A 21178-nucleotide genomic window follows, 5' to 3' on the forward strand; every position below is an offset into this window, starting at 1 on the left:
TACCTGTCCAGGATGTGTATTAAAGTCGGATATTGTAAACTACCCGAAGCAAAATGACACCAGCGCGATACAGGCGAAAAGGATGCATGGCTCAAATACCGTTCTGATGCTGGCAGGCATGGCATTATCTGTTGCTGAATTTGCCAGCGCACAGCCTTCCACATTTGATGAAATGTCACCTGCTGTGACTCATACCACTTCCATCGGCGCTTATTACAGCCGTGGTAAATACGGAGATGAGTATGCAGAGACCGATACCCGTATTCGCTATTTACCTGTGGCGCATGAGGTGAAACGTGGTAGCTGGCGATATAAAGCCACTGTGCCAGCCCTGGAAATCAGTGGGCCAGCAAATGTGCTCGTGAATCTGGGCAGTGTGGGCGGGATCGGTACCCGTGCCCAGGCCAGTGGGCTGGGTGATATCGTTCTCAATGCTACCTACGAATTACCACCGCTGGGACGAAACCTGCCATTTCTGGATCTGGGGGTTGAGGTTAAGCTGCCGACGGCTGATGACTCGCGAGGGCTAGGCACAGGGCGGCTGGATGCGGGGGTGCAGTTGGATGCTTTCCAGGTGGTGCGTGGGAATACCTTGTTTGGCACGTTGGGGTACAAGTACCGACGGCCTTCGCCAGTCTATCCGGATATTCGTAATGCCTGGATAGCCTCACTGGGCGTGGGGCGGACAATAGCCGGTGACTGGCAGGGTGGAGTGATTTATGACTATCGGCAGGCTGTATCTGATCTTACCGGGGAAACCCATGAATTACTGCCTTACCTGTCTGTATCCGCTACCGAGCGACTGCAAATGATGTTTTATATCATTCATGGTTTCACAGATGACAGTCCGGATCGTGGGCTGGGAATCCAGATGAGCTTTCAGTGGTAGGAAGCTCGACTGAGATGAACTCGACCAGGAGGCCGGCAGAAGGTCAAATCCGCATCGGCTGAGGTCGCGGTGCAGTTACAGCTGGGCGGCTGACAGCAGGGCGCACACGCTGCATCGGCGGCAATTCCGGCCGTTGAATCCGCTCAGGCAGCTGTTCACGGGTTTGCTCCCGTTCATCTGAGGAGTCTGTTCCATTTGCCAGGTTGATGGCATCAATGACGGGGATCGAGTCGTCATCAGTGGCAGGGCGCCTGCTATCATCAGCCGCTTCAGCTTGTTCCTGTTCCTTTGTGGCATCCTGTGCAGCTTCACTGCGGGCCAGTTGTTCCAGTGAATAACGCTGGATTTCTGCCTGGGGCAGGGAGTCGGTATCAGGCACGGTCAGATGGATTTCCAGAGTACTGTCTTCAACAGGTGTCTCGCCAGAGTCTGCCGTCTGCAATTGTTTGCGCTCGTATAGCGGCAGGTGACTGTCTGATGCCGGATCCAGAATGTGCAGTGTGTCGCCATTCTCTGGGTTGTGCTGTTTCAGCGGGTCAACCAGTGGCGTCTGCTGCAGTTCAATCAAAGGCTGCATTTCTTCAGGAATTTCGGCTGTTTCAGTTTCCCTTGGCATCCAGGAGGCGCCGGGGACATTGCCCATGGGGTCAATGGTCTCATCGCTGAGATCGGAGTCTTCCTGCTCTCTTTCTTCACCGCTATCACCAAGGAAGGGTGAAGGGCCACCAGTACCGCCAAAACCACTGTCGTTGAAGGGGCCATTTTTACCGGTGCCGCCCATGCCACTGCCCTGATCATCACCGCCAGCGGGGCGGATAATGCCTAATGTGCTGGCAGCCAGTGCGAGTGAGCAGACAAAGAGGAACATCGCCGCTATCAGCGTCCATGGATATTGGCGTCGTATTAGGATGGCTCTAGCCATTCTGCTCTTCCCCGGCGTTCTGGTTATGTCGGTCATTGTAATGGAAAATACCGAAATTCATACGATATTTCGCCTTGGAATCGTCTTTGTTGTGCGTGGCGTCACGTTGCTGAAGCGCTAATGCCTGGGTGTTCATGCGGATCAGGGCCTGCATGCCGATTTCATTGGCCAACTCGCGCAACTCATCAATCGATTCAGTCGAAAGCTGATCATAATAGACACTTCGATCAAAGTGCGGCGGTTTGATCCCGAGCAGGTTTTGGGCGCCTGCCTCCATATGATCCTGGATATTCTTGCCGAAAAAGAAAACTTTCTCTTCAAAGCCTTCCTCGGGTGTGAATGCGCCAGTGTTGAGCACCACCCTTTGTTGATCGTCCTGGTGTGCAATGCCCAGCCGTAACCACTCGTCCAGTATCACTCGGGGACGAATATCCTGACGGCAGACTTCAGTTACCAGGTCTTCGAAATAGGCGGTATCACTATCTTGCGGATTTGATGAGATAGCACGTAACGGTAAGGCTCGGGGGCTGCCGTCTTCATTGCGGTACTGTGGAGAACCCATCCACCAGGCAATAACCTGGGCGCCCAGCGAGGAGGTTTTAGCGATCACAGGTTGTTCACTGTCTTCGCTACGCAGACGTTTGACATCTTTGCGGTGAACACCGGTCAGCAAGGTGATCCGGCTGTCAGACTGTCTTTTTCCGGGAACGCTGAACTCGCTGTCAGCCACTTCTACATAGAGAGACTTCAGATGGTTAATCAAAAACGGATAAGTGATCTGCTTCGATAGCATCAGGCGCACCAATGGCCTGAGGATCTTGCGAATCGCTGTGACCAGGATGCCAGAAGGCTGACCAGGGTTGTCTGGGTGCTGGGATTCACTCATGTTGCCATTATAACGAAGGTGGGAATAAATCCCACATTTATTTTGCGACTTTTATTGACGTGGGAAAAATTCCCACCTATTATTCTTGACATGCATAAGCCACCTAGCCAAATAAAACTGCCAAATGGCCATTCACTGTCCTGGGGTGAATATGGAGATCCCAAGGGTTTTCCGGTTGTCTACTTCGCTGATCTTGGCGGCACACGGCTGGAGGCGGCTTTGTTCCACGAGCAGGCCAAGGAGTGCGGGTTGCGGTTGCTGGCCATAGACCGGCCGGGGCTGGGACGAAGCGACTTTCTGGCTCTATCATCGCATTACGATATTGTGCCTGTCCTCAAACCTTTGTTGGCCCACTTGCAGATTGCTCGTTTTGCATTACTGGCACGGGGTGTCGGAGCTGGGTACGCCGCAGCGGTAGCTCATCGGATGCCTACCCAGGTCACGGCATTGAGCCTGATTTCTCCGCAAGCGGTCGATAATACCCGGGGTGGTCCGGTAATGCGCGCTACAAGAGCATTAAGCCGTTGTATGTGTCGCTTTGGTATATCTTTACGAGATACCTCTCAGCGTTCGCAGTCAGTACGATTGCAGCGCTTGCAGGATGAGTGTGGCAGTGCAGACCGGAAGATTCTGCAACAGCCCCGTGTTATCGATGTGTTGCTGACCGATGCTGCTGAAGGCGTGCTGCACGGTAAAAAAGGGCTGAATCAGGATCTCAAACTGGCCTGGCGTGATTGGCTGGGGAGCATTGATACGCTGTCGATACCTGTCAGGCTCTGGCAGACCAGCGAAGAGGGTGGCGCCGCATTTGTCCGTTCCTTGTTAATGGGCAAAGCGGACGATCTTAAGGTCTCTCAGCTGGGAGCCAGAGGAAGCTATTACTTTGTGCGACAGGCAGGCAGCATTATGCTGGGACTGTTCCGTACCATCAAATGTACGCAATCAGTCAGTGGTATAGCAGCTTTGTCCTCTTCAGTGTCTGCTGCGTCGGCGTCAGGAACTACGGTGGCCGCCAATACCCGCCCAGGTTCGAAAGTGCGGCTTGGCTCGGGCTAGCAGTGCCTGCTCTTTTTCAGCTGCCTCCTGAACAAACCGGGTCAGCATCAGCTCGGCTTCATCCCGATACCGAAAAGGGCCCACGTCCTTACCTTCGCGCGTTTTAAAAAACCACATGCCTTGCTGGCGAAACAGACGATCACTGCGCTGGTGCTCGGTCACAGTGTTACCATCACTGCTGCGGCTGCTCTGAGATTCATAGCCAGTTGAAGCTTTGCCTTTGTAACCCTGATGATTGATCATGATGGTGTCCCCCGAATCGACCATAGGATGAAGTGTTATTATCATGGCGTTCCAGTATTAGACCACAGGATCAGGTGAAAATATCCACTGACTGTCATGCAAAGTACTCAGTTCAACCTGGTTGCCTGTAGGATGCTGTATCGTCTGTCACCATTATTTATTGAACAACGGGCGTTGATATGGGACAATCGCGCTCTTCTTAAAACTCTGATTTCTGCTTAACCTGTTGAAAGTAGAGTGGAAATTAGATTAATTAGCTAGTAAGTAACCGTTGATACTGACCGTGTGCGGTGGGACGCATCCGGTTTGCGAGGATTTTTCATGCAAGTTTCGATTGAAACCACCACAGGATTAGAGCGCCGAATGACCGTAGAGGTCCCGGCCGCAGAAGTAGAGAACGCAGTGAATGCTCGTCTGAACGAAGCAGCCAAAACTGTGCGAATCAACGGTTTCCGCAAGGGCAAAGTACCGATGAAGGTGATTCGCAACCGCTTTGGTGCAGGCGTTCGTCAGGAAGTTGTTGGCGAAATCATGAGCCGCAGCTATTACCAGGCACTTTCCGAAGAGCAAGTGAAACCGGCCGGTCAGCCCAAGATCGAGCCTAAAACACTTGAAGAAGGCAAGAACCTGGAGTTCGTAGCGACGTTCGAAGTCTACCCGACAGTTGAACTGTCCGATTTCAGCAAGATCAAAGCTGAGAAGCTGGTTGCTGAAGTGACAGATGAAGACATCGACAAGATGATCACGAATCTGCAGGAGCAGCGTCAGGAGTGGGAAGAAGTCAAGCGCATGGCACGCAATGGTGACATGCTGAACATCGACTTTGTCGGCACTATCGACGGAGAAGAGTTTGACGGCGGCAGCGCCAAAGGAACCAACCTGGTACTGGGTTCGGATCGTATGATTCCCGGCTTTGAAAAAGGTTTGGTGAAAGCGAAAACGGGTTCGGAAGTGAAGCTGGAGCTTGAGTTCCCTGAGGAATACCACAACAAAGACGTGGCGGGTAAGCCAGTTGTCTTCGATGTCACCGTAAACTCAGTATCGGCACCGAAATTGCCTGAGCTCAACGACGAGTTCTTTGCGGCCTTTGGTGTGACTGAAGGTGGTGAAGAGGATTTCCGCAAGGAAGTGAAGGCGAATATGGAGCGCGAGCTGAAGAAAGCCAGCCGCAACCGCCTGAAGACAGAGTTGATGGACCAGTTGCTGGAAACACATGATATCGATGTGCCTGAAGCGTTGATCGGTGCTGAAATCAATGTGCTGCGTCAGCAGGCATTGCAACAGTTTGGTGCTGGAGCCAAGAACCTGGATCCGAGCATGTTGCCTGACGATCTGTTCCGTGAACAGGCCGACAAGCGTGTCAAGCTTGGCCTGATCCTGGGCGAAGTGATCAAGCAGAAAAGCATGAAGGCTGATCCGGAACGTGTTCGTGAGACGATTGAAGATATCGCCCAGACATACGAAACACCGGATGAAGTCGTTAACTGGTATTATGGCAACAAAGAGCAACTCGAAACGATTGAGTCTGCTGTGCTGGAAGATCAGGTCTTCGACGAAGTACTGGAAGAGGCTGCTGTAAAAGAGAAAAAGGTCAGCTACGAAGAGTTGACGCAGCCGAAGCAGGAAGACACTGACAGCAAGAAGTCCAAGACTAAGAAGAAGCCAGCAGCCAAGAAACCGGCTGCTAAGAAAGCTCCCGCAAAAAATGCGGATGCTGACAAGAAGTAAGAAAATCGCCTCAGGGTGCGTTGATTCGTGTGTTGGCGCCGCGCCAGGTGCTCAACTGTGATCCGCACCCTGATTTTCATTTAGAGAGCTGTTGAAGACAGGAAGCGTCAAGCCAGGGGCAGATATGTCATACGATGAGCGCAAGGGCCAATTGGTAGAAGCCAATCTGGTGCCGATGGTAGTAGAGCAGAATGCGCGCGGTGAGCGTGCTTATGACATTTACTCAAGACTGCTGAAGGAACGGGTGATCTTTCTGGTTGGTCCGGTCGAAGACCACATGGCCAATCTGATCGTTGCCCAATTGTTGTTCCTGGAGTCTGAAAACCCCGACAAGGACATCCATCTGTATATCAATTCACCAGGTGGTTCAGTCACGGCTGGCCTGTCTATTTACGATACCATGCAGTTTATCAAACCGGATGTCAGTACCATGTGTATTGGCCAGGCGGCGAGCATGGGCGCGTTTCTGCTGACCGGTGGAGCCAAGGGCAAGCGCTTTGCCTTGCCGAATTCCCGCATGATGATCCACCAGCCAAGCGGTGGTGCACAGGGGCAGGCAGCTGACATTGAGATTCAGGCAAAAGAAATTCTGAAGCTTCGTCAGCAGTTGAATGAAATAATGGCTGAACATACCGGTCGTACATTCGATGAGATTGCTGAAGATACAGAGCGTGATCGTTTCATGAGTGCAGAAGAAGCTCAGAGCTACGGTCTAATTGACAAAGTACTATCATCAAGGGCAGTCTAAGTTAATCAAACTTGCTGCCGATAGGTAGAATTAAGTAGCACACGCTAGAGCCAGCCCACGAACTGGTGCCAGTTAGATAGAAGGTATATGCATGTCTGATGATCGCTACAATAAGGGTGACGATAACGACAAACTGCTGTATTGCTCGTTTTGCGGCAAGAGCCAGCACGAAGTCAGGAAACTGATCGCCGGCCCTTCAGTGTTTGTTTGCGATGAATGTGTTGATCTTTGCAACGACATTATCCGCGAGGAAATCCAGGAGCAGGAATCCTCGGGCGAAGACCGAAAACTGCCGTCTCCCCAGGAAATCAAAGATACCTTGGATGAATATGTCATTGGCCAGGAACAGGCCAAGAAAGTCTTGTCAGTGGCTGTTTATAACCACTACAAGCGCCTTGGTTATGAGAGCAAGAAAGGTGAGGTCGAGCTCGGTAAAAGCAACATCCTGATGATTGGTCCGACCGGTACCGGTAAAACGTTACTGGCCGAGACGCTGGCCAGATTGCTCGATGTGCCATTCACCATCGCTGATGCGACCACACTGACCGAAGCAGGTTATGTGGGTGAGGACGTCGAAAATATCATTCAGAAGCTGTTGCAGAAGTGTGATTACGACGTCGACAAGGCGCAGATTGGTATTGTCTACATTGACGAAATCGACAAGATTTCCCGAAAGTCTGATAATCCGTCCATTACTCGTGATGTATCGGGTGAGGGCGTGCAACAGGCGCTGCTGAAACTGATTGAAGGCACGGTGGCATCGGTTCCCCCCCAGGGTGGCCGCAAGCACCCGCAACAGGAATTCCTGCAGGTCAACACGGCAAACATCCTGTTCATTTGTGGCGGTGCTTTTGCTGGCCTGGACAAAATTATTCGCGATCGCTCAGAGCGTGGCGGCATTGGCTTTAATGCCGAGGTCCGCAGCAAAGATGAAGACAAACTGGCTGGAGAAGCGTTCCGCGATGTGGAGCCGGAAGATCTGGTCAAGTTTGGTCTGATACCGGAGTTTGTTGGCCGTCTGCCAATGATTGCGACGCTGGAAGAGCTCGATCTGGATGCCCTGGTACGTATTCTGAAAGAGCCTAAAAACTCGCTGGTCAAACAGTACATCAAGCTGTTTGAAATGGAAGATGTCGAGATCCAGTTCCGTGATGATGCCCTGCGTGCAGTGGCCACCAAGGCGCGTGAGCGCAAAACAGGCGCCCGTGGCCTGCGCTCCATCATGGAAAACGTTCTGCTCGATAGCATGTATCGTATTCCTTCCATGGAAGGCGTGACTAAAGTGGTGATTGATGCTTCAGTGATTAACGGTGAATCTGAACCTATTCTGATGTTCGAAGCCGACCAGCAAAATTGCGCTGCTGATCAGTCCTGATTTTCCTCTCTGCGATGGTGGCGCCTGAAATGTCAGGTGCCGCCAATTTGGCATTTCCTGTATATATCCGCTCCCGTTTGGCAAAAAAGACATTTCACAGCGGTGTGAATGGTCTGATCGGTAGCGCGTTGCGTAATATTCTGTGAGGAAATCACTTCTCTTAATAATTTTACTTGAAATCAGTGCTGTCAGGCCGCACATTAAAGTTAACGGAAATCACTGAGCAAAGAGATAGACTATGGGCGAAGAAGCTGAAAACCCGACTACTGTGAATACGACATTGCCATTACTGCCGTTACGGGATGTAGTGGTTTATCCACAAATCGTGCAGCCACTGTTTGTCGGACGTCCACGCTCCATCAAAGCGCTGGAAGTTGCCATGCACAGTCACAAGCAGGTACTGCTGGTAGCCCAAAAGAATGCTGCCGATGATGATCCCAGTGCCAAAGACCTGTTCACGGTCGGTACGGTGGCAACCATTTTGCAACTGATTCGTCTGCCTGACGGTACTGTTAAAGTGCTGGTTGAGGGCGTTACACGCGCCCGGATTCGCACGGTAGAACTGGAAGATGATTATTTTCAGACCCAGATTTCACCGTTGCAGGCCGAAGTGGTTGAAGAGAACAAAGATGAGTTGCTGGTCCGGTCACTGATGTCACAGTTTGACCAGTATGTGCAACTCAGCCGTAAGATTCCGCCGGAAGTCATGAGCTCCATTTCCGGTATTGATGAGCCCGGTCGCATGGTCGATACCATCGCTTCTCACATGTCCCTGCAGCTCCAGGAAAAGCAGAATCTGCTGGAACTGGTAAACCTGCAGCCCCGTATCGAGCACCTGATGGGTCTGATTGAAGGGGAAATTGATCTCTTCCAGGTTGAAAAGCGCATCCGTGGCCGTGTTAAAAAGCAGATGGAAAAAAGCCAGCGCGAGTACTATCTGAATGAGCAGATGAAGGCTATTCAGAAAGAAATGGGTGAGCTGGAAGATGGTCCGAACGAATCTGAAGAGCTCAAGAACAAAATCGAAAAATCCGGCATGCCTAAAGATGCCAAAGACAAGGCCGTGGCTGAGTGGAACAAACTCAAAATGATGTCACCCATGTCTTCTGAAGCATCGGTGGTCAGGACGTATCTTGAATGGATGACCAGTGTGCCCTGGAAAAAGCGCAGCAAGATCAGCCTGGACCTGAGTAAGGCCGAAGACATTCTCAATGCTGACCATTTTGGCCTTGAAGAGGTCAAAGAGCGCATCCTTGAGTACCTGGCCGTGCAAAAGCGTGTGCGCAAGCTGAAAGGCCCCATACTCTGCCTGGTTGGGCCTCCCGGCGTGGGCAAGACCTCGCTGGGCGAGTCCATTGCCCGCTCAACCAACCGTAAATACGTGCGCATGGCCCTGGGTGGTGTTCGTGACGAAGCAGAGATTCGTGGTCACCGTCGTACCTATATTGGCTCACTGCCTGGCAAACTGTTGCAGAAGCTGTCCAAAGTCGGTGTGCGCAACCCGCTGTTCCTGCTGGACGAAATCGACAAGATGGGCATGGACCATCGGGGTGATCCAGCCTCCGCATTGCTGGAAGTCCTGGACCCTGAACAGAATAAAGCATTTAACGATCATTACCTGGAAGTCGATTTCGATCTCTCGGAAGTGATGTTTGTCTGTACCTCCAATACCATGAATATTCCGGGACCGCTGCTGGATCGTATGGAAATCATACGGTTGCCTGGCTATACCGAAGCCGAGAAAATCAGTATTGCTACGCGCTATCTGTTGCCCAAACAGTTGAAAGCGAATGGCCTTAAGAAAGATGAGCTGACCGTGCCGGAAGAGACCATTCGCGATCTGATTCGCTACTATACCCGGGAGGCCGGTGTACGAGGTCTGGAGCGTGAAATCGCCAAACTTTGCCGTAAAGTGGTGAAAAAGGCCGCGCTGGAAGAGGATGCGGAAAGTGAGAAATCATCCGGCAAGGCAAAAGGCAAGAAAGCCGCAGCAGTCATTTCTGTGACGCTGACCCCAGATTTGCTTGAGGAATATTCCGGTGTCCGCAAGTTTGACTACGGTCAGGCAGAGGAAGATAACCGGGTAGGGCAGGTTAACGGCCTGGCCTGGACTCAAGTTGGCGGTGAACTGCTGACGATTGAAGGCGTATCAATGCCTGGCAAGGGCAAGATCGTTAAAACCGGCTCTCTCGGTGATGTGATGCAGGAATCCATCCAGGCTGCTCTGACGGTCGTCAGAAGCCGTTCAGCGTTGCTGGGGATTGATCCGGACTTTCAAGAGAAGGTCGATCTGCATATTCACGTTCCTGAAGGGGCAACACCAAAAGATGGCCCCAGTGCGGGTGTTGGCATGTGTACCGCTATGGTGTCAGTGCTGACGGGTATTCCGGTTCGTGCGGATGTTGCCATGACAGGCGAGATCACGTTGCGAGGCCAGGTGTTGCGTATTGGTGGGTTGAAGGAAAAACTGCTTGCTGCACACCGGGGCAACATCAAAACCGTGATCATTCCAGCGGAAAACGAGCGGGATTTGAAAGAGATACCCGACAACATCAAGGCGGAACTGGATATCCATCCGGTTAAATGGATTGATGAAGTGCTGGAACTGGCTCTGGAGCAGATGCCGGTTCCCAAAACCGGAAATGACCCGGTTTTGAATGAACGTGACAGCAATAGTGATGAGAATACCGTCAGTACGCACTGAAAGCGGCGTCATTTGTATTGACACCTCTTTCAGGCACTTGGTATAAAGTGGCGGTTGAATGCGGTTCTGAGGCCGCATCAAACGTGGATTCCGATCGGATAGCAGCCTAAGTCGATGCGGGAACAAAAACGAGTATTACACTTTACAGGCTGCAGGTGATCGGACGATGTATGGTAGGAAGCAAACCATACCTGAGCCCTTTCGCAGGAAAAGTCATTAACAGGTAAACAATAACAAGGGGATAACGTGAATAAATCAGAACTGATCGAAGCTGTTGCAGCAAGTGCGGACCTGCCTAAAGCAGCCGCTGCTCGTGCCGTTGACGCCGTGATTGACTCTGTAACTGAGTCTTTGCAGAAAAGTGAACCAGTAGTTCTGGTTGGCTTTGGTACATTCGGTGTTAAAGAGCGCGCTGCACGCACAGGTCGTAATCCGCAAACCGGTGCTGCCATTCAGATCGCCGCGGCTAAAGTGCCAAACTTCAAGCCAGGTAAAGCACTGAAAGACGCCGTGAATTCCTGATTGAGTTCACATTGCAGTGCCGGATTCAATACGGCGATGCTACCCGGAAGGTAAGCACGCGGTAAAAAGCAATCAGGCAATGCAATAGCCGGTGAGGGCGCATCCATTGATGCGCCCTTTCAGTTTATAATCCAGCTCCAAGTCCATCTATCCAGGTCGTGTTATGCTGCAAACCATCAGAGATAACTCACAAGGAGTTATTGCCAAAGTCATCATCGGTTTCATTATCGGTGTATTTGCCCTGTTTGGCGCCGAATCGATTGTCGGCGGTTTCCTGCAAGGTAATGAAGTCGCCAGTGTCAACGGCGAAGAAATCACTGAACAGGAATTGTCAGTAGGCATTCAGAATGTCATGGCATCCATCGGATCCGACCTGGGTTCCATTGACGAAGAATTGATTCGTGAAGTGGCTTTAAACCAGCTGATCGAAGACAAACTGCTGATGCAGGCTGCCCAGGATTCCGGAATGGTGATCTCTGCCGATTCCATCGACCGGGAAATTATCCGTAACCCACAATTCCAGATTAATGGCCAGTTTGATAATGACCTCGCTCGCCGAACCATGGCGTCGCAGGGATTTACTCCGCAAGGCTACCGTGAAGCACTGGCGGATCGTATGGTGCTTGGTCAACTGGCTAATGCCTATGCTGCCAGCGACTTTGTAACCGAGTCTGATCTTGAGCGCATAGCGGCGCTGCAAACGCAGACACGTGATTTCCGTTATCTCACCATTCCTCTGGGTACACGTACCGTCGGCGAAGAAATCAGTGAAGAAGACCTGCGCGCCTATTACGATGAAAACCAGGCCATGTTTACTGTTCCTGAGCAAGTGACAGTCAATTATGTGTTGCTGGACAAGGATGCCATTTTCGAGGAAATCGAAATTGATGAAGCGCAAATCCGCGCTCAGTATGAAGAGGAAGTGGGTGAGGCAGAAGCCGACATTGAGAAACGCGTTTCTCACATACTGTTTGATGTGTCAGAAGGTGAAGATGCTGCAGTCGCTGCGGCGCAGCAAGTAAAAGACAGAATTGATGCCGGTGAGGCTTTTGAAGATCTGGCTGCCGAAGTTTCAGTAGATACCGCGTCAGGCGAAGCCGGCGGTGATATTGGTTATACCGATGGCACCGTGTTCCCCGACGCAGTTGAGTCGGCTCTGACATCGATGGAAGTAGGGCAGGTGTCAGATCCTGTGGTCAGTGAATTCGGTGTTCACCTGATTAAGTTAACGGAACTGGACGCGGCTGATGTACCGACGTTTGAGTCTGCGGCAGAACGTATTGAGCGTGACCTCAAGCAAGCCGAAGTGGATAACGTGTATTTTTCAAGACTGGAGACCCTGGCCAATCTGGCATTTGAAACATTTGATCTGCAAAGCATCAGTGATGAACTGGGCATGGAAGTGCAGGTCAGTGAAACATTTGGGCGCAACGGTGGCAGCTCAGTTGTGACCTCAAACCAGAATGTTATTGATGCAGCCTTTTCTGATGAGGTGCTGAATCAGGATCTGAACAGTGATTCTATCGAACTCAGTGATACCCAGGCTGTTGTAGTGCATTTAAATGAGTACCAGCCAGAACAGGTGCAACCATTTGACGAAGTCCGCAATGAGATTGCCGTATCATTGCGCACTGAACTGGAGAGAGAGCGCACGCGGGAGATTGGCCAGGAAATTCTGGCAGCTCTGGAAGCGGGTGAAGATGTCAGTGATCGCATCGCGGCGGAAGGGGCTGAGTGGGAAGATCGCCTCAATGTGCAGCGCAACCAGTTTGATATGAATACAGAGATTGCCGAGAATGCGTTCTCCATGACTGAAGCAGAAGGCGGTGACGTTAACCGCGAGGGCTTTAGTCTGAATAATGGTTCCTATAGCATCATTGAACTGGCTGCCGTTCATCCGGGCAGTTTGTCAGACCTGTCTGAAGAACAGCAGGAGCAACTGGAAGGCATGTTGCTGGAAAGCCGTGGTCGTGATGTTTTTGATGCATTGCTGGCTCAACTGCAGCAAGACGGTGATATTTCACGATAGTATCAGGTCGCTAACCGTAAGCCTGAAGCAATCAAACAATAAAAAGGCGCCATCTGGATTCAGGTGGCGCCTTTTTTAGTGCTAGCGTTGCAGAGCGTTAAGTTTCTGCCTGCTCATCACTGTTTTCTTCTTTGTTGCTGGCCATTCTTAGTATCAGGTAACCCACAAGACCTGATAGTAAAGAGCCGGTGAGAATACCAAGCCGGTCATCGACACCAATCGTACTGCCACCTTGCTGGAAAGCTAGCGAGCTGATGAACAGACTCATCGTATAGCCAATGCCGCATAATCCGGCTACGCCAACAATATGAATCCAGCGACAGTTCTCCGGTAATTGTGCCCGGCCAAACTGGATGGCTAGCCAGCAGCTGCCGACAATACCAATCTGTTTGCCAAAAAATAATGCCATGGCGATTCCCGCTGGCACGGGGTGGATAAACGAGGCGAAACTAACGCTATCGAATGAAATACCCGTATTGGCAAAGGCGAACAATGGCAGGATCGCAAAGGCAACTGCGGGATGAAGGTCATGCTCCAGCCTCTCCAGTTGTGTATTGGATTGGCCAGGCTCTGTGCGGTAGGGGATGAACATGGCTACCAGGACGCCAGCCAGGGTGGCGTGAACGCCTGACTTCAAGACTGACACCCATAGTACAATGCCTAGCAGCACATAAGCTGGTATTGCTGTCACGCCGCGTCGGTTAAGTACATACAGCAGAAGCAACGTGGCAGCGGCAAACCATAGCGAAAGAGGGGATAAGTCGGAGGTATAAAAAACCGCAATAATGATGATTGCCCCCAGGTCATCAATGATGGCAAGCGTCATCAGAAAAACTTTCAAGGATGCCGGTACCCGATTACCAAGCAGGGCAAGAATACCCAGCGCAAAAGCGATGTCAGTTGCAGCCGGGATCGCCCATCCTTTCATGGCTTCTGCATCACCCCAGTTAATGGCGCTGTAGACCAGGGCAGGTACGACCATGCCGCCTATCGCAGCGCACACTGGCAGAATTATCGCTTTGGGGTCTGACAACTCTCCGCTGAGCATTTCACGTTTTAATTCCAGGCCAACATGAAAGAAAAACAATGCCATCAAACCATCATTGATCCACAGCAGGATGGCTTTGCTCAGCTCGAATTCTCCAATACGGATTTCCAGTGTAGTGCCAAGCAGTGCGTCATAATATGGCTGTAACGGGGAATTAACGACAATCATGGCCAGTAAGGTAGCCAGTATCAGTAGAACTCCGCCAGTTGCTTCAAATCGGAAGAAACGTTTTATGCCGTGAATGAACACATCATCAATCGTTTCCTGGACAGGTGAATTGCTCATTCATATCTCCTTCTTCGTTTGACCTGATGCGATAACGGTCATTAATCCATAATCTTGCAGGCAGATTGCTTGCAGACATCCTGAGTAATACGTCAATCACAGTAACAATGGATTACACCCCAGACAGGCTATCATTCAACACATGATGATGGCATAAAAAAAAGCGAACGCTAATGCTAACGTTCGCTTTTTTGTGATGTCAGGCAATAAACAAACTGCCTGTCCTGTTGTCGTCCTGGTTACGGCATCAAACGCTCAGGTAAACACACAGGAAGCCAACAATCGTTAGCGTTATGGTGTAAGGCAGTGCCAGCATCACCATGCGTCCATAAGACAGCCTGATGAGTGGTGCCAGGGCTGAAGTCAGCAGGAACAGGAAGGCCGCCTGGCCGTTAGGTGTAGCCACTGAAGGCAGGTTAGTACCCGTATTGATAGCGACTGCCAGGTGGTCGAAATGCTCACGATCAAAGGCACCATTAATGAACTGTTCCTGGACCGAGCCAATATAAACCGTTGCCACAAAGACGTTGTCAGAGATGGCAGAGAGCAGGCCGTTAGCCAGGAAGAAAATAGCTGGCTGTACAGACTCTTCAAAGGTAAATACCCATTCGATTACAGGATTGAACAGGTGCTGTTCATGGATCACGGCGACAATCGCGAAGAAAGTTACCAGCAGCGCAGTGAACGGCAGAGCCTCTTCGAATGCATGGCCCAGTTGATGTTCTTCTGTAATGCCGTTGAGTGCTGTCTGCAGCACGATAATCGCCAGGCCAATCAACCCAGGCGCTGCCAGATGCAGAGCAAGCGCGATTACCAGGAAGATTGCTACAATAGCCTGCACGACTAAAGAAGCGACTTCTCTGCGTGAACGTTTCTCTGAGCTCTCCTGATCGAACTTGACCAGAATGTCGCGGACAGCTTCAGGCATTTCGGCACCGTGACCAAGGATCTTGAACTTCTCCACGATGATCAGTGTCGCCAGGCCTGTGAAAAATGTTGGGATTGTAACGTGCGACATGTTCTGGAAGAACTCAATGAACTCCCATTCCATGATCCCGGCAATCAGCAGGTTTTGCGGTTCACCAACCGTAGTCATGACGCCACCCAGTGCTGTACCGACAACACTGTGCATCATCAGGCTGCGCAGAAAGGCGCGGAATTGTTCGAGGTTTTCACGGTTGCTGGCATCAGAGATGCTGTTGTCATCACTGCTGTCATGGTCAGAGTCAGTTGGTTTGCCTGAAACGACCTTGTGATACACCGAGTAAAAACCAACGGCCACACCAATCAGAACCGCTGTTACGGTCAGCGCATCAAGGAAGGCTGACAGGACTGCTGCAAGTGAGCAGAACAGTAATGACAGCACCAGCTTGGACTTTACCCGTACCAGTACTTTGGTGAAGACAAACAGCAGCAGGTTTTTCATGAAATAGATACCGGCTACCATGAACATCAGCAGCAGGATCACTTCGAGGTTGGCTTCAACCTCATGAAGGACTGACTCAGTCGATGACATGCCTAGTGCGATGGCCTCGATGGCCAGCAGACCACCGGGTTGCAGCGGGTAGCATTTCAATGCCATTGCCAGTGTGAAAATGAATTCCAGGATCAATACCCAGCCCGTTACGAAAGGACCGGCTATCATCAGGAGGATTGGATTCAGTACAAGGAAGGCGATAATCGTCTGCTTATACCAGGAGGGTGAATTACCCAGGAAGTTAGATAGCGCGGCTGCGCCCAAGGATTTGCTCATGACGACTCTTTTTATTTATCAGTTATACACACGGATGGTTACTGACTCCGCCAGCCATTTTGCCAGCTTCTGGAGCCATTCCGCTTATAGCGAAGGCCCGATTGTAGCCAAGATCGAGGTGTTTGAATACAGTTGGTCGGCAAATTCAAACGATTCATCGTTCTTTGTGCTCCAGATAAGCATCCTGTTGCGCCATGTCAATGATTCAGTGGAATGCTTCAGGTGTTCGCTAAGATGGATATTCACTATTGTTGAAAACCACGTTAGGATTGATACATGGATTACTACTGTATATCTGTGGATAGAAACAATTTACTTACAACATAAAATCAAGGAAAAACCATGCGTTCTATAGGAATTCCTGTTGCTGATCGCCCGGAATGTGTCATTGCCCTGGATGTTGCGTTCAGCCTGGCCCAAACGCTTAACGCCGATATCAACGGTTATCATATTGTTCCTAACCGCCGTGTAACCAAAGCTCTGGATCTACAAAACCTTCAACCCGATGCATGGCCTGACATTACGGAAGTGGAAGCCAAGGCGGCGGCGGAATCAGCTCGCAAACTGTTTGAGTCGATGGCGGAAAGCTATGAATACAAGGTCTCCAGCAAGCATGGTACTGCGAACTCTCCTCATGCTATTTTCAAAGATAAATCCGGTTCACCGGAAAAGCTGATCCCGCTGATCGGACCGGTGAATGACATGCTGGTTGTGTCCCGCCCCAAGGCAAAAGGCAATAACAAAGCGGCAATCATCATGATGTCTGCGCTGCTGCATACGGCAACGCCAGTGATGGTGCTGCCGCAGAAGAAAATCAAACCGAAGATGAAGCGTATTGCTATTGCCTGGAACAATGGTCGGGCGGAATGCCTCTTAACTCGCGCTATGGTGCCAGTGTTGCAGGAAGCCGATGATGTTGTCTTTATCTCCGAAGGAAAAGATCATCAAGAAGGACCTTCGGCCAAGGAAATGATGGATTTTCTGAAAGCATACGGGGTTAAATCACGCCTGAAACGAATTACGGGCAAGAAGACAGCTGAATTGCTGGTTTCAACAGCCAAAGCTGAGAAAGCCGATATTATGCTATGCGGGGCCTATTCCCGTGGCAGAACCCGCCAGCTTCTGTTCGGCGGAGTCACTCAACACCTGTTAACCAAGACCGACTTCCCGGTCGTACTGCTCCACGTCTAACACCCTTAGTCATCAATCAGAGCCAGCTAATCCACTCTGGCTTTGCACCGAAAAACGAAAAAAGCGCCAGCGTCTAAACACCTGGCGCTTTTTTAGTGCAAACAAAACACGGTCCAACGGCTACCGAAAACACAGCCACCCCTTCAAAAGCCGAACACAGCACAAGGGAAGGGCATCACCCCACATGCCACAGCCAGTCAGACCACGCTTTGCCTAGCGCCCTTCACCCGAAAACGCAGCCGAACTGTTTGAGCCGTCAGGCGAGTTTTCGGCTGCCGGGTGAAGGGCGTTAGGCAGTGGTCGGCTGTGGCATGTGGGGTGATGCCCTGACCACTCCCCGACAGGCAATGTGCTGTGGTCGTCTGTCAACAGTTCTATGATGACCTGACCGCCACAAGCGTTTAATGATTACGCTGAATCTGCAGCTCCTGCCCCGGATAAATCGTGCTGCGTTCGCTGATGCTGTTCCAAAGAACCAGCTCCCTGACAGACACATTGTGTTCGCTGGCAATGCGACTCAAAGAGTCACCAGGGCGAACACGGTATTGCAAGGTGCTGGATTCCGGCTCGCCACTGATGGTGGCAGTCAGTACCTGTGAACGAATCAGGATTTGCTGGCCGGGCCGAATCACGTCGTCACTTTGCAGCTGGTTCCAGCTCATCAAATCATCAACACTCACCCGGAACTGACGGGATATACGCCAAAGCGTGTCGCCCGACTGAACAGTGTAGCGACGATCCTGTTGTTGCTCCGTCATGCCAGCTAACGCTGTTGGCATCGGGTCACCCGCCCGATAAGCCCGTGGAATTAACAAGGTGTCGCCAGCTCGGATCATGCTGCCGTTGAGATTGTTGGTTTGTTGCAGAACTGAGACCTGGGTACGGAATTGTTGAGCGATATTGCCCAGCGTATCGCCCGGCTGAATAGTATAACGTTCCCAGGTTGTACGCTGGTCGCCCAGTTCAGCCAGTGCGGATTCAAACAGGTCTGCCTGATCAACTGGCAGGTTGATCCAGTGCGGTCCCAAAGGGCTGGTCGCCCACTGCAAATATCCCGGATTCAGGGCATATAGCGTGTCTGTGTCAATGCCAGCAAGTTCGGCTGCCAAGGTCAGGTCAATTTGTCCGCCGGCATCGACGCGGGCAATGGCTGGCTCATCCGGCGTCATGGCTATTTTGATCTCATTGCCCAGCGGGTCAGCCATCAGGTAAGACAGCGCCAGCAGACGAGGGACGTGCTGTTGGGTTTCACCAGGAATGCGCAGTGACCAGAAATCAGTGGCTTTACCCTGGTTCTCATTGCGACGGATGGCCCTGGAAATGGTGCCCTGGCCAGCATTATAGGCCGCCAGGGCCAGTAACCAGTCTTCATTGAACTGCTGGTGTAACGCTTCCAGATAATCCAGTGCGGCACTGGTTGAAGCGATGGGGTCATGACGGCCGTCATACCACCAGTCACGTTTCAGTCCCAGGCCTCGTGCTGTTGCACCCATGAATTGCCATAAACCGGCAGCATTGACATGGGATTTGGCTTCAGGGCGATATGCACTTTCGATGACGGGCAATAGTGCCAGTTCCATCGGCAGGCCGCGCTTTTCAATTTCATTGACGATTTCATAGATGAAAGGAGCTGCGCGCTCACTGACCTGTTCCATCAGTTGCGGGTGGCCTTCGAACCAGTCGATTTCATCCTGGATCTGATCGTTGTAATACTGATGATAGAAGGTCAGGCCTTCACTGATGCGGTACCAGACACTTTGCTGGAAAGCGATTTCTTCGTCACTGAGTTCTATCGTTGGTTCGGTGGGAGTTTGGGCCGGTCGGCTCAGCGACTCGGTGCGCTGGCGTCTGATTCGATTGCCGGTACTTTCACTGCTTGTCGTGGCGGTCTGCCCAGTTTCTGCTGGCTGCTGCTCAAGTGTTGTACAGGCATGCAGAAACAGCGTGGCAATCATAACAGGTAGTGCACGACGCCGCAGGCGATTTTTTTTATCTGTCATTGTGTACTTCTGATCTCGTCTCGGATATCACGGACACTGCATCATCAGGCGTTATCTTTCCATCGTCGCAGATCAGCGAAGATTTCTGTCGCAGAGGAGGCAACGTCCTTGTTCCAGTGTTGGGCAACCTGAGTTGCCACTTCTGTATTGTGACAACGCAAGAACGGATTGGTTCGCAATTCTATTCCGATTGTGGACGGTAATGTCGGTTCGTTCTTCTCTCGCTTGCTCTGCTCGGTTTTGATTCTGGTAAACAGCGCGCTGTTATCCGGATCAGCTTTGGCAGCAAAACCCAGATTAGCCATTGTGTACTCATGTGCACAGTAAACCTGTGTCTGATCGGGCAGCTCAGTCAATCGGGAGAGCGAAGTGTACATCATGCCGGGGTCACCCTCAAAGATCCGGCCACAACCGCCAGCAAAAAGGGTGTCCCCACAAAACAGCAGGGGGGGGCCGTTTAGCCCTTCACTGGCAAAGAAAGCGATATGATCCAGCGTATGACCCGGTACGGTCAGCACTTTAAAGGTCAGGCCAGGTAAAGGTTCAAGCTGATCCCCATCGCCCAGTGCGATCGTAATACCTTTTATATGATTGCCTTGCGGACCATAGACTGGACAGCCAGGGAACGTGTTCAGCAATGTGTTCAACCCGCCGGTATGATCTGCATGGTGGTGTGTAATCAGTATTCCGGCCAGTTTTACCTGCGTCTGCTCAAGGTACGAGAGCACTGGCGTTGCGTCACCCGGGTCAACGACCAGACACTGGTTACCGCATCGGATAGCCCAGATATAATTGTCTGTAAATGCGGGAATGGGATGGATTGCGTTGCTCATACGTTATCTCCTGGTACATCCAGTACATTGTTACGATGTTAACAGAAACAACATTGGTCGGTGAGTCCGGCAGTGATAGAATCGGTCCAGGAGGCCATCCTTATGTGGAACTATTCAGCCAGTACAGCAGTACGATCTCTGGATCTCAATTCACTGGAGTCGCAGTTAACAGATTGGCTTAATTCGCCCCTGGGTGAGGCCATCCTGGATTCGCAGCGTCGCTTGCTTGAACCGGTGCTGGATAGTATTTTTGGCTATCATGTGCTGCAGCTCAGTTACAGCCCGGGCGTCAATATGCTGGGTGACGGAGTCGCAGGGCATTGTTTTACATTTGCGCCTGCCTGGCGAAGTGACGTCAAGCACACAGTCGCGGATATCGAGTCCCTGCCTCTGGCCAGTGACAGTATGGATGCCGTTCTCCTTCATCATGCCCTGGATTTTACAGCTGACAGTCACCGCCTGGTGCGCGAGGCAAGCCGGGTATTACGACCTGGCGGGAGAATGATCATAATGGGTTTTAACCCGCTCAGCCTTTGGGGGTTGTCGAAAGTTCTGCGTTTGCGCCGTCAACCGCCCTGGAATGCCCGCTTTATTGCCAAGTCACGTCTGGATGACTGGTTGAGCCTGCTGGATTTTCAAGTTGAGCGGCTTGAACATGGTGGTTACTTACCGCCGTTTAAACATACCGGTTTGCTGGCTTATGCTCCGGATATTGAGCGTTGGCTGGGGCGCTGGGGTAACCCCACGGGCGGATTCTATATGATGACCGCGATTAAACAGCGGGTGCCGCTGATTCCGGCCAAGCCACACTGGAGTAAGCCATTAACAGCTGGCGTTATGGGTCGGCCGCTGGCTGATACCGGTCGGGTTGCCTCCCGGGTGGAAGAGCCGGGGCGTCGGCATTCTGCGGATGTGATTGAATTGCCCCCGCGCCGTCATTAAATAACTGTCTGACAGGCATACAAG

Annotated in this window: 16 protein-coding genes and 1 pseudogene; 10 read left to right on the forward strand and 7 right to left on the reverse strand. The window is 51.5% G+C overall.

Annotated elements, in window-relative coordinates; translation table 11 throughout:
• The first annotated feature begins 82 nt into the window (after positions 1-82).
• Positions 83-889 (forward strand): transporter, encoded by an 807-nt coding sequence (locus PSCS_RS09375; protein WP_068811845.1) that lies wholly within the window; start codon positions 83-85, stop codon positions 887-889.
• A gap of 43 nt (positions 890-932) precedes the next feature.
• On the opposite strand, the gene PSCS_RS09380 is transcribed toward PSCS_RS09375, so the two are convergent.
• Together PSCS_RS09380 and PSCS_RS09385 are read right to left on the reverse strand one after the other, a co-directional pair.
• Positions 933-1811 (reverse strand): hypothetical protein, encoded by an 879-nt coding sequence (locus PSCS_RS09380; RefSeq protein WP_157885682.1) that lies wholly within the window; start codon positions 1809-1811, stop codon positions 933-935.
• Positions 1804-2697, reverse strand: coding sequence for a DUF6502 family protein (locus PSCS_RS09385; RefSeq protein WP_068811847.1), 894 nt, complete (start codon positions 2695-2697; stop codon positions 1804-1806). Before PSCS_RS09385 ends, PSCS_RS09380 begins: the two co-directional genes overlap by 8 nt.
• Before the next feature lie 90 nt (positions 2698-2787).
• On the opposite strand from PSCS_RS09385, the gene PSCS_RS09390 reads away from it, so the two are divergent.
• Positions 2788-3753, forward strand: a complete 966-nt coding sequence (locus PSCS_RS09390) for an alpha/beta fold hydrolase (protein WP_068811848.1) — start codon at positions 2788-2790, stop codon at positions 3751-3753.
• Here the strand turns inward: PSCS_RS09390 and PSCS_RS09395 are convergent.
• On the reverse strand, positions 3691-4041 hold the full coding sequence (locus PSCS_RS09395; protein ID WP_198544292.1) for a DUF6316 family protein: 351 nt from the start codon (positions 4039-4041) through the stop codon (positions 3691-3693). The genes PSCS_RS09390 and PSCS_RS09395 overlap by 63 nt on opposite strands.
• 276 nt (positions 4042-4317) lie before the next feature.
• Between PSCS_RS09395 and tig the strand changes: the two are divergent.
• The 6 genes and pseudogenes from tig to PSCS_RS09425 form a co-directional block, all read left to right on the forward strand.
• Positions 4318-5619 (forward strand): annotated as a pseudogene (gene tig / locus PSCS_RS09400) (trigger factor); the annotation flags it as partial.
• 229 nt (positions 5620-5848) lie between these two features.
• On the forward strand, positions 5849-6472 hold the full coding sequence (gene clpP / locus PSCS_RS09405; protein WP_068811851.1) for an ATP-dependent Clp endopeptidase proteolytic subunit ClpP: 624 nt from the start codon (positions 5849-5851) through the stop codon (positions 6470-6472).
• 91 nt (positions 6473-6563) lie between these two features.
• Positions 6564-7847, forward strand: a complete 1284-nt coding sequence (gene clpX / locus PSCS_RS09410; RefSeq protein ID WP_068811852.1) for an ATP-dependent Clp protease ATP-binding subunit ClpX — start codon at positions 6564-6566, stop codon at positions 7845-7847.
• 238 nt (positions 7848-8085) lie between these two features.
• Entirely contained in the window at positions 8086-10551 is a 2466-nt protein-coding gene (lon, locus tag PSCS_RS09415; RefSeq protein WP_068811853.1) for an endopeptidase La, read from the forward strand.
• 246 nt (positions 10552-10797) lie between these two features.
• The gene (locus PSCS_RS09420; RefSeq protein WP_068811854.1) at positions 10798-11073 is read left to right on the forward strand and encodes an HU family DNA-binding protein; all 276 of its coding nucleotides are present in this window, start codon (positions 10798-10800) and stop codon (positions 11071-11073) included.
• Positions 11074-11236: 163 nt separating this feature from the next.
• Entirely contained in the window at positions 11237-13102 is a 1866-nt protein-coding gene (locus PSCS_RS09425; RefSeq protein ID WP_068811855.1) for a SurA N-terminal domain-containing protein, read from the forward strand.
• A gap of 97 nt (positions 13103-13199) precedes the next feature.
• On the opposite strand, the gene nhaA is transcribed toward PSCS_RS09425, so the two are convergent.
• Complete coding sequence (gene nhaA / locus PSCS_RS09430) at positions 13200-14435, reverse strand: Na+/H+ antiporter NhaA (protein WP_068811856.1); 1236 nt, start codon at positions 14433-14435, stop codon at positions 13200-13202.
• Positions 14436-14682: 247 nt separating this feature from the next.
• Positions 14683-16188, reverse strand: a complete 1506-nt coding sequence (gene nhaB, locus PSCS_RS09435) for a sodium/proton antiporter NhaB (protein WP_068811857.1) — start codon at positions 16186-16188, stop codon at positions 14683-14685.
• A gap of 342 nt (positions 16189-16530) precedes the next feature.
• Between nhaB and PSCS_RS09445 the strand changes: the two genes are divergently transcribed.
• Positions 16531-17379, forward strand: coding sequence for a universal stress protein (locus PSCS_RS09445; protein ID WP_068811859.1), 849 nt, complete (start codon positions 16531-16533; stop codon positions 17377-17379).
• 401 nt (positions 17380-17780) lie between these two features.
• Here the strand turns inward: PSCS_RS09445 and PSCS_RS09450 are convergent, their stop codons facing one another.
• A complete protein-coding gene (locus PSCS_RS09450) occupies positions 17781-19379 on the reverse strand; it encodes a LysM peptidoglycan-binding domain-containing protein (RefSeq protein WP_082866354.1) in 1599 nt (532 codons plus the stop codon).
• A gap of 44 nt (positions 19380-19423) precedes the next feature.
• A complete protein-coding gene (gene gloB, locus PSCS_RS09455; protein WP_068811860.1) occupies positions 19424-20212 on the reverse strand; it encodes a hydroxyacylglutathione hydrolase in 789 nt (262 codons plus the stop codon).
• A 102-nt stretch (positions 20213-20314) separates the two neighbouring features.
• Between gloB and PSCS_RS09460 the strand changes: the two genes are divergently transcribed.
• Positions 20315-21154, forward strand: coding sequence for a class I SAM-dependent methyltransferase (locus PSCS_RS09460; RefSeq protein ID WP_068811861.1), 840 nt, complete (start codon positions 20315-20317; stop codon positions 21152-21154).
• Positions 21155-21178: the final 24 nt, after the last annotated feature.

The sequence above is a fragment of the Pseudohongiella nitratireducens genome, assembly GCF_001642735.1.
Taxonomy (GTDB): domain Bacteria; phylum Pseudomonadota; class Gammaproteobacteria; order Pseudomonadales; family Pseudohongiellaceae; genus Pseudohongiella; species Pseudohongiella nitratireducens.

Bases quoted from the DNA above. Each gene is read 5' to 3' on its own strand.
- PSCS_RS09450 (WP_082866354.1), bottom strand. From the start codon at position 19,379: ATGACAGATAAAAAAAATCGCCTGCGGCGTCGTGCACTACCTGTTATG.
- PSCS_RS09395 (WP_198544292.1), bottom strand. From the start codon at position 4,041: ATGATAATAACACTTCATCCTATGGTCGATTCGGGGGACACCATCATG.
- nhaA (WP_068811856.1), bottom strand. From the start codon at position 14,435: ATGAGCAATTCACCTGTCCAGGAAACGATTGATGATGTGTTCATTCAC.
- PSCS_RS09375 (WP_068811845.1), top strand. From the start codon at position 83: ATGCATGGCTCAAATACCGTTCTGATGCTGGCAGGCATGGCATTATCT.
- clpP (WP_068811851.1), top strand. From the start codon at position 5,849: ATGTCATACGATGAGCGCAAGGGCCAATTGGTAGAAGCCAATCTGGTG.
- PSCS_RS09460 (WP_068811861.1), top strand. From the start codon at position 20,315: ATGTGGAACTATTCAGCCAGTACAGCAGTACGATCTCTGGATCTCAAT.
- PSCS_RS09425 (WP_068811855.1), top strand. From the start codon at position 11,237: ATGCTGCAAACCATCAGAGATAACTCACAAGGAGTTATTGCCAAAGTC.
- PSCS_RS09380 (WP_157885682.1), bottom strand. From the start codon at position 1,811: ATGGCTAGAGCCATCCTAATACGACGCCAATATCCATGGACGCTGATA.
- clpX (WP_068811852.1), top strand. From the start codon at position 6,564: ATGTCTGATGATCGCTACAATAAGGGTGACGATAACGACAAACTGCTG.
- gloB (WP_068811860.1), bottom strand. From the start codon at position 20,212: ATGAGCAACGCAATCCATCCCATTCCCGCATTTACAGACAATTATATC.
- PSCS_RS09390 (WP_068811848.1), top strand. From the start codon at position 2,788: ATGCATAAGCCACCTAGCCAAATAAAACTGCCAAATGGCCATTCACTG.
- nhaB (WP_068811857.1), bottom strand. From the start codon at position 16,188: ATGAGCAAATCCTTGGGCGCAGCCGCGCTATCTAACTTCCTGGGTAAT.
- lon (WP_068811853.1), top strand. From the start codon at position 8,086: ATGGGCGAAGAAGCTGAAAACCCGACTACTGTGAATACGACATTGCCA.
- PSCS_RS09385 (WP_068811847.1), bottom strand. From the start codon at position 2,697: ATGAGTGAATCCCAGCACCCAGACAACCCTGGTCAGCCTTCTGGCATC.
- PSCS_RS09445 (WP_068811859.1), top strand. From the start codon at position 16,531: ATGCGTTCTATAGGAATTCCTGTTGCTGATCGCCCGGAATGTGTCATT.